8 protein-coding genes are annotated in these 7,335 nt (G+C 69.9%); 4 read left to right on the top strand and 4 right to left on the bottom strand.

Features of this window, described 5'->3' with window-relative positions:
- A partial coding sequence (locus IRZ30_RS14025; protein WP_294086068.1) for a hypothetical protein occupies positions 1-312 on the bottom strand: 312 nt, incomplete at its 3' end.
- 239 nt (positions 313-551) lie between these two features.
- Here IRZ30_RS14025 and IRZ30_RS14020 point away from each other — a divergent pair.
- Positions 552-1,571, top strand: a complete 1,020-nt coding sequence (locus tag IRZ30_RS14020) for an ADP-ribosylglycohydrolase family protein (protein WP_294086067.1) — start codon at positions 552-554, stop codon at positions 1,569-1,571.
- 23 nt (positions 1,572-1,594) lie between these two features.
- Positions 1,595-2,254, top strand: a complete 660-nt coding sequence (locus IRZ30_RS14015) for an HAD family phosphatase (protein ID WP_294086066.1) — start codon at positions 1,595-1,597, stop codon at positions 2,252-2,254.
- A gap of 31 nt (positions 2,255-2,285) precedes the next feature.
- Here IRZ30_RS14015 and IRZ30_RS14010 read toward each other — a convergent pair whose 3' ends face one another.
- Positions 2,286-2,753 (bottom strand): phosphoribosyltransferase, encoded by a 468-nt coding sequence (locus tag IRZ30_RS14010; RefSeq protein ID WP_294086065.1) that lies wholly within the window; start codon positions 2,751-2,753, stop codon positions 2,286-2,288.
- 246 nt (positions 2,754-2,999) lie between these two features.
- Here IRZ30_RS14010 and dnaJ point away from each other — a divergent pair, with 246 nt between their 5' ends.
- On the top strand, positions 3,000-4,121 hold the full coding sequence (gene dnaJ / locus IRZ30_RS14005; RefSeq protein WP_294086064.1) for a molecular chaperone DnaJ: 1,122 nt from the start codon (positions 3,000-3,002) through the stop codon (positions 4,119-4,121).
- A 27-nt stretch (positions 4,122-4,148) separates the two neighbouring features.
- Here the strand turns inward: dnaJ and IRZ30_RS14000 are convergent, their stop codons facing one another.
- Both IRZ30_RS14000 and IRZ30_RS13995 read right to left on the bottom strand, forming a co-directional pair.
- Positions 4,149-5,414 carry an MFS transporter gene (locus IRZ30_RS14000; RefSeq protein ID WP_294086063.1) on the bottom strand — a complete coding sequence of 422 codons (1,266 nt, stop codon included), beginning with the start codon at positions 5,412-5,414 and terminating at the stop codon, positions 4,149-4,151.
- A gap of 34 nt (positions 5,415-5,448) precedes the next feature.
- Positions 5,449-6,516, bottom strand: a complete 1,068-nt coding sequence (locus IRZ30_RS13995) for an SIS domain-containing protein (RefSeq protein ID WP_294086062.1) — start codon at positions 6,514-6,516, stop codon at positions 5,449-5,451.
- A gap of 278 nt (positions 6,517-6,794) precedes the next feature.
- Between IRZ30_RS13995 and IRZ30_RS13990 the strand changes: the two genes are divergently transcribed.
- On the top strand, positions 6,795-7,205 hold the full coding sequence (locus IRZ30_RS13990; protein ID WP_294086061.1) for a hypothetical protein: 411 nt from the start codon (positions 6,795-6,797) through the stop codon (positions 7,203-7,205).
- Positions 7,206-7,335 lie beyond the last annotated feature (130 nt).

Below are 7,335 nucleotides of genomic sequence, written 5' to 3'. Positions count from 1 at the left end.
TTGCCGGGCGGGCGGGGCCCCGGCCCCGCCCCCCCTCCCCCCCCCCCCCGCCGGGCCGGGGGCGGCGCCCGCGGCGGTGGTAAGTTGCTCTTCGAGCAGTGCCAGGTCGTCGTACACGCCGATGTTGCTGTTCGCGACCGGTGTGCGCATGAGGCGACGGACGAGTTCGAGCAGCGAGCGGACCTGCGCGCGATCGGCGCCCGGCTGGGACGCCGTCTTCTCGATGGTGTCGATCAGGCGCAGGGTTTCCGGCCGCGCCTGGTTTGCCTCGAGCAACTCTCGTATACGCTCCAGTGCATTAAGAATATTCATGCGCGTCTTCCTTCCCTCTCCGGCGGCGGGCCGCCGGGTCGGTCGCCCTCGGCAGTATCCGGGATCACTGAGACCCGTGCAAGTCGCACCGGCTGCCGGCTGTCATCGTGTCACCACCCCACGCATCCCCGCATGGAGCACGCCATGTCGCGGGTGCGCTGTGGCGTGCTGGCCGGACGTGCTTTAATCGCGTCGGGTACGTGCGGGTCCGTCCCGCATGGGAGAGAGGTGGCGATCGGATGAGCGTGGAGCAATCCACCGCGCGGGTATCGACGAAGGACCGTTTCCTCGGCTGTCTCCTCGGCCTTGGGATCGGCGATGCCCTCGGGATGCCGGTCGAAGGCTGGAGTCAGGACGAGATCGCCGCTCGGTACGGTTGGATCGACAGCTACTTGCCGCGGATCGAGGGCGACACGGAGACCGTGCCCGCGGGTGAGTTCACCGACGCCACCGAGGTCGCGCTCTGCCATGTCGAGGCGCTCGTCTCCGCCGGGGGCTTCGTCGACCCTGAGGCGGTTGGCCGTCGCCTGATGCTCCTCGCGCGGGGCGAGAGCCGCCGCTTTCTGGACCCCCTGACGCTCGCCGCGATTGAGCGGATGGAAGAGACCGACCAGTTCCAGGCGGGGGTGGTCGGCGACGGCCCGCCGGACGCGACGATCGCGGCGCAGATCGCCCCGGTGGCGTTGATGCACGCGCTCGGGCGGTTGAACGCCGAGGTCTTCACGCGCGAGGTCCTGCGCGCCGGCCTGATCACCCGCAGCCACCCGGAAGCGCTCAACGGCGCGCTGGCGATGGCCTACGCCATCTGGCTCCTGGCGGCGGAACACATCCCGCCGGACGTGCTGATCCCCGAGGTCGCCGCGTTCATCGACGAAGACGACGTCGCCAAGCGGTTGCGATTGGCTGAAGCCCTCGCACGGAACGGCGGCGAACGGGAGCAGGATCTGACCAACCTGCGGCGTCTCGGTACCGACGGCTCGGTCGCCGGATCGGTCGCGGCGGCCCTGTACGCCTTCGCCGTCCACCCCGACGATTTCGCCGCGGCGGTCCTGACCGCGGTCAACGCCGGCGGTGACACGGCGACGATCGGTGCCATGACCGGGGCGCTGGCCGGGGTCCACCTCGGTGCGACCGCGATCCCGGAACCCCTCGTTGAGGGCCTGGCCGGCCGGGCGTACATCCTCGTGGCCGGGCCGAGCCTCTACCGGGCGGCGCAGCTCCGCGCCGGACGCCTCTTCCAGATCCACCGCGGCCTATGAGCGGGGCACAGGTTCGAGCCGTCGTGTTCGACCTCGACGGCCTGCTGGTCGACAGTGAGCCGGTGCAGATCGCGGCGTGGGAAGCCTTCCTTGCCGAGTTGGGCCACACCCTCGATGACGCGCTGCTGGCTGAGATGTTCGGGCTGCGCCTGATGGACAGCGCGCGCCTGGTGCGCGATCGCCTGGGCTTGCCCCTGACGGTCGAGGAGGTCATGACGCGGCGCGACGCGCACTTCTTCGCGGCGCTGCCGGGCCGGCTGCACCCGATGCCGGGAGCGCGAGAGCTGGTGACGGCGCTGCGGGCGCGGGGTGTGCCGTTGGCGCTGGCGACCTCCGGCCACCGGCGGTACGTCGACGTCGCCCTGGCCGCACTGGAGTTGGAGGGTGCGTTCGCGGTCGAGGTGACCGGCGAGCAGGTTGCGGCCGGGAAGCCGGCGCCCGACATCTACCTGTCGGCCGCCGCGGGGTTGAGGCTCCCGCCCGCGGCATGCGTGGCGCTGGAAGACGCTCCCAACGGCGTCGCCTCGGCAAAGGCGGCGGGCATGCGGTGCCTGGCGGTGCCGAACGCGATGACGGCCGACCTCCCCGGGCTCGACCGGGCGGACGCGATCCTCACCTCGCTCGACGAGGTGCTCGCGTGGCTGGACGCGGCAGGGTGGCTCAGCGCCGGCGGATCCGGATGAACCCCGCCTTCGCCGTGGGTCGCCGTGCGCCCTATTCCTCCGGCTCCCAGGGGTAGACGATCCACTCGTCGGTTTCAGAGGCATAGTAGTCCGGGGCGTCGCCCGGGAAGTGCGAGCGGGCCGGCTTGAAGTGGAGCACGGCCACCTCCGGGTGCCCGCCCGCGGCGCGAATGCGGTCGCGAACCGCGACGACGGTCCGGCCGCTGTCCCACACGTCGTCGACCACCAGAATGCGCTGGCCCTTGAGGAGATCGGGGTGGGGGAACTGGAAGAACCGCGGCTGGTCGAGGGTTTCACCTACGGTGGTGTAGAACTGCACGGCGGCGACCATGATGTTCCGCATGTCCAACTGCTCGGAGAGGAGACAGGCCGGGATCATGCCGCCACGGGTGATCGCCAGGAGCGCGTCGTAGTCTGTCGGAAGCTTTTCGGACAGCACCCGCACCAGATCCGCGATCTCCTGCCAGGAGAGAATGCGCCGCTCGACCCCGATTTCCACCGTTGCCTCCCGCCGGTCAGACCCCTGCGCGCCACCCCGCGCCCGTTTCCGCGAAGAATACCACGGCCCTGCGCGCGTTGAGCCGATCCTGTCGCTTAGCACTCGAAAGTGGCGAGTGCTAACCACCCTTGAAGGCATCAGGTGGGGTGATATACTGAAGCGTATGGCTCCTGCCCGGCGTAATCCGGGCAGGAGTATGTTACCGAGCCAAGACACCGGGACAGCCCTCAACCGCACAGGCAGAGCATGACCGCAAAGCGCGACTACTACGAGGTGTTGGGCGTCAGCCGGGATGCGTCGGCGGAGGAGATCCGGCGTGCCTACCGGCGGCTGGCCCGCAAGTACCACCCCGACGTCAACCGTGAGGAAGGCGCGGAGGAGCGCTTCAAGGAGATCAACGAAGCGTACGAGGTCCTGGGGGACGAGGAGCGCCGCGCCGCCTACGACCGCTTCGGCCACGCGGGCGTCTCCGGCGGGTTCAACATGGGTGGTGACCCCTTCGGCTTCAGCGGCTCGCCCTTCAGCGACATCTTCGAGACCTTCTTCGGCGGCGGAGCGCGCACGCGCCGCGGGCCCGTGCGCGGTGCCGACCTCGAAACCACGGTCGAGTTGACCTTCGAGGAGGCGATCTTCGGGACCGAGAAAGAGGTCGAGATCACGCGCCTCGAACTGTGCGACGACTGCCGCGGCACGCGTATGCGCGGGGGCAAGCAGCCGCCCGTCTGCCCGGTGTGCGGCGGCAGCGGCGAAGTCCGCCGTGTGCAGCACACCATCCTCGGGCAGTTCGTCACGGCGATGCCGTGCGACAACTGCGGCGGCGAGGGGCGGGTGATCTCCGATCCGTGCCCCACCTGCCGTGGACGGGGCCGGGTGTCCAAGAAGCGCACCATTGTGGTCACGATCCCGGCGGGGGTCGACAGCGACTCGACGCTGCGCCTGACCGGCCAGGGCGAGCACGTGCCGAACGGGACGCCGGGCAACCTGTATGTCCGCATCCGCGTTCAGCCGCACCCCTACTTCGTCCGGCAGGGGAAGCAGATCCATCTGGACCTGCCGCTCAACATGGCGCAGGCCGCGCTCGGGGCCGAGGTCGAGGTGCCGACCGTCGACGGCCCGGTGGAACTCAAGATCCCACCCGGAACCCAACCGGGGCAGCAATTCCGCCTGCGGGGCAAGGGGGTGCCCGACGTCCGGGGCGGTGCGCGCGGCGATCAGATCGTCACCGTGCGGGTGGTGATCCCGACCGAGATCACGCCCGAGCAGCGGGAGTTGCTGAAGAAGCTGGCGGATACGCTAACCACCCCGGACCTCGAGGACGGCAATCGCCGCGGTTTCTTCGGCAAGATCAAGGACGCGCTCGGCGTCTAGGATTCCCAGGTAGAAGCTTCGTGTCGGTCACCGGGCCTGACTGGCTTCGGTCAGATCGCCCTTGCCTTCCCGCGTGAAGACGGCCACGTACACCACACCCACCACCGCGAGCGACGCGGCCACCGCGAGGTACAACCACTGGAGCTGCGCTCCGCCCTCGATCGCGTAGCCCAGGAGCGGCCCGGTCGCGGCGCCGAGGTCGAGCCAGGTGCTGTACCACCCGAGCAGGCGGGCCCGCTGACCCTCCGGGACCAGTCCGCCAACGGTCGCATCGAGCGAGACCTGAAGCGCGGTCGAGGCAAGAAACAGGGCAACCGCGGTGGTGGCAGTCCAGGCCAGCGACACCGGCAGCGCCAGCAGCGCCAGCGTCCCGACCTCAATCGCCCCGGCCAGGAGCGTGACGCGGACCGGCCCCCAGCGGTCCGCCAGATGGCCGACGATCGGCCCCCAGAGAAAGTCTCCCAGGAATCGGGCGGACAGCAAGAACCCGGTTACGGTGGCTACGCCAAGGACAATGCCGAGCACCAGCGTGGTTTCGCCGTACGACCGCCGCAACCAGAGACCGAGCGTCGCGGTCACCAACCCGCTGATGGCCACCCCGTGGAGGAAGACCGCGACCGAGGCGACACGGAAGCGCAGCCGGGCGATCCGGGGCATGGGCTCGTGGCCGGCCGCCGGTTGACCGCTCGTGATGCGTGCCGCCACCTGGCTGGGGCGCTGGGGTGCGGGCGGCCGCTCGCGCAGGACGGCGACCGCGCCGAGCAGGCTGATCCCGGTAAAGATGAGCACCGTCGTCTCGAAGCCGAGCAGGTCGGTCAGGAGCCCGCCCGTCAGCACGGCGACGAAGCTCCCGAAGCGCACCACGCCGTTGAAAAAACCCAGGTAGTAGCCGCGATTGCCGTCGCGCGCGGCCTCCAGTGCGGCCAGGTATCCGCCGAGGCGCAGAAAGGACCAGCAGACGCCCCACACGGCGCGCGCGATGAGGAGGACGACGAACCCGAGGCCGGAGGCGTATGCCGCGGTCGTGAGTGCGGCGACGAACAGTGAGATCACGAACGGGCCGCGCACGCCGGCGCGCGTCACGACCCACCCGGCGATGGAGTTCGACACCAGGCGCACCCAGCGGTTGACGCTGAGCAGAACCCCGACTAACCCGACCGCAAGACCAAGGTCATCCCAGACAACCGGCAGGACGGCGTAGAGCAGGGAGTCGCCAAGGATCGACGCAGCAACCGCCAGCGACACCGCGACCACCCAGCGCGGTGGCAGGCGCGCTCCCAGTCCAGTGCCCATCCGCTCCTCCCTGCTCCCGACGCGTCCGACGCCGTCACAGCTTCATCAGCCCGAAGGCGGCGGCGTAGGTGGGATCGTCGCGGCGGAAGGTGTCGGGGTTGACGCCCTTCACGACGGCCATCTGATAGGCGAGCATCTGCATCGGCACGACCGTCAGCAGCGGCGAGATCATCTCCGGGACCGCCGGGAGCTGGAAGACGGTGGCGTCCGGCACAGCGTCCACGCCCTCACCGACCAGCCACAGGCGCGCGCCCACGGCCGCCAGCACTGCCGCCACCTCGCGCACGCGCTCCTGCGCCGCGCCGGGCACGTTGATGAGCACGATCAAATCGTCTGCATTGACCGCCACCATCGGCCCGTGCGCGAACTGCTCCAGCGGCAGCCCGTCGATCCAGCCGTATGCGGCCTCGCGCACCTTGATGACCGCCTCGGTGGCGCTCACCGCGTTCGGCCCGGCCCCGGCCGCGTAGACCCGGCGGGTCGCCGCCTCGCGGGCCACCGGCAGCACCTCGTCCTCGCGCGCCAGCACCTCGGCCACCTGATCCGGCAGCGCCTGCAGTGCGGTGCGGAAGTCCACGGTGGCGCTTACGCCGCGCTTCTCGCCCAGGCAGGTGGCGACCTGCGCTAGCACGGTCATCGCGCAGAGGTGCGAGGAGGTGTAGGCGGCCGACTTCTCCCGCTCGACGGTGCGCAGGATGAGCTGCGATCCGGGGTGCTCGGCGGTCAGACTCCCGACCGAGAGGACGGTTGCTCCCGACGCGACCGCGGTTTCCAGCGCCTCCGCCGAGAAGCGCTTCACGCCCGTGTGTGCCATCACGATCACGGCGTCGTCCGCCCCGAGACCGAACTGCTCCGGGTATCGTGCGAAGTCGAAGGAGAGGACGGCGCGGGCGTCGGATCCGGCTGCCGCCAGCAGCCATGCTCCGATCTGGGCCGCATGGTAGCTGGTGCCGATGCCGACCAGGAAGACGCGGCGTGCACCGGCGAGTCGCTCCGCGGCGTTCTGCGCTGGCTCCCAGCCGGTGTCCAGCAGCCGCCGCAGGTCGTCCGGCTGGCGATGCATGGTCTGGTACATCATCGAGTCGGTCGTCGGCGCGCTCATTGATACCTCCCCATCAGCGATTCGGAGGCAGCGTGGGCGCAGGCCCCCATGCCTCCCAGACGATCGTTCGTCGTCGCACGCGCGCCACGCTACCACACGATCGGCGAGCGTGCACTATCCAATCGCATTCAGGACCGGGGCTGGACACCGTGCAGCCTGGCACGAGACTGTAGCGCCTTGGCGGCAGACTCTGATGCCCTCGCGAGCGAGGAGCGCGCACGCTGAGGGTGCGGGGTACCGAGCGTGTGCCGCAGGTGACTCGCGATCGGAGGTGCGAGGTGACGTCGCCACGAGGGGGGCGTATCGGGCTCATCGCGTTGCAGGTCGTCGGTTCCGTCAGCGCGGCAGCCGGGGCGATCGGGCTGCTCGGCGGTGGGATCGAGTTTCCAACCGAATGGCTTTCGGGCAGTCCGTTCACGAGCTACACGATCCCCGGCCTCATCCTGGGCGCCGTCGTGGGTGGGAGCCAACTCGCCGGGCTCATCGCCGTCCTCCGGCGCCACGAGCGCGCGCCCCAGCTTTCGGCGCTGGCGGGCGCCATCATGATGGGCTGGATCATCGCGGAGGTGCTCATCGTCGGCTCAATCCCTGGCATCATGCGCAACCTCCAAGCCTTGTACTTCCTCCTGGGCCTGGCGGAAGTGGGGCTCGTCGCCCTCTGGATCCGTGCTCGCGAGTACGCACGGTAGCACGGGGTGGTCGTGGGGGAGGTCAGCAGAAGTGTGCTGCCGATCCGACTGATCGGCATTTCCTGCTCAGGACCGTCAGACTGCATGACGCCCTCCCGCGCCGCGGCGTGTGTCGGGGGCGGGTGGTGCG

It is taken from the genome of Sphaerobacter sp. (assembly GCF_019683595.1).
In the GTDB taxonomy this organism is placed as follows: domain Bacteria; phylum Chloroflexota; class Chloroflexia; order Thermomicrobiales; family Thermomicrobiaceae; genus Sphaerobacter.
The sequence above is the reverse complement of the archived record's forward strand: the minus strand, read 5'-3'. Positions and strand labels throughout refer to the sequence as shown.

Excerpts from the sequence above, each read along its gene's own strand:
- IRZ30_RS14000 (WP_294086063.1), bottom strand. The coding sequence starts at position 5,414 with ATGGGCACTGGACTGGGAGCGCGCCTGCCACCGCGCTGGGTGGTCGCG.
- dnaJ (WP_294086064.1), top strand. The coding sequence starts at position 3,000 with ATGACCGCAAAGCGCGACTACTACGAGGTGTTGGGCGTCAGCCGGGAT.
- IRZ30_RS13995 (WP_294086062.1), bottom strand. The coding sequence starts at position 6,516 with ATGAGCGCGCCGACGACCGACTCGATGATGTACCAGACCATGCATCGC.
- IRZ30_RS14020 (WP_294086067.1), top strand. The coding sequence starts at position 552 with ATGAGCGTGGAGCAATCCACCGCGCGGGTATCGACGAAGGACCGTTTC.